General features: G+C 69.6%; 1 protein-coding gene and 1 pseudogene. One reads left to right on the plus strand and one right to left on the minus strand.

What is annotated here, in order from left to right; translation table 11 throughout:
• Positions 1-310, plus strand: a pseudogene (locus tag RM572_RS28790) (Asp-tRNA(Asn)/Glu-tRNA(Gln) amidotransferase subunit GatB); the annotation flags it as partial.
• Positions 311-317: 7 nt separating this feature from the next.
• Here RM572_RS28790 and RM572_RS28795 read toward each other — a convergent pair.
• On the minus strand, positions 318-562 hold a 245-nt coding region (locus RM572_RS28795; RefSeq protein WP_311676308.1), incomplete at its 5' end, for a hypothetical protein.

The raw sequence follows: 562 nt of genomic DNA on the forward strand, positions 1-562 counted from the left end.
GCTTGACGACGAAGGCAAGCTGTCCAACAAGCTGGCACGCCAGGTGATCGAGGGTGTGCTGGCCGGCGAGGGAGAACCCGAGCAGGTGATGACCGACCGTGGTTTGGCGCTCGAGCGCGACGACTCGGTGATCCAGGCCGCTGTGGACGACGCTCTGGCCGCCAACCCTGACGTCGTGGAGAAGATCCGCGGCGGCAAGATCCAGGCCGCCGGTGCGATCGTCGGTGCGGTGATGAAGGCGACCAAGGGCTCGGCCGACGCCGCCCGGGTCCGTGAGCTGGTGCTGGCCGCGTGCGGCCAGAGCGGCTGACCGCTCGTCAGCTCACCGGGCCGGCGAACATCGTCATCGCCGCGGCGGCATATTGCTCGAGCCGCTCGCGCGGGTAGTTGTCCGGATCGTGCACGGCCAGGCGACCGAGCATCTCGGCGAACGAGAGCAGGGTGTGGCCGAGCAACTCGGGGTCCAGCGCGGCAAGCCGGGGGTCCACCGCGATGCCGGCTTTCGCCATTTGCTCGACCTGCGTGAGGATCTGGTTGCGGGCGTTGCGGACGGCCGCGCGGT

This window comes from Streptomyces hazeniae (assembly GCF_031845485.1).
In the GTDB taxonomy this organism is placed as follows: Bacteria; Actinomycetota; Actinomycetes; order Streptomycetales; family Streptomycetaceae; genus Streptomyces; species Streptomyces hazeniae.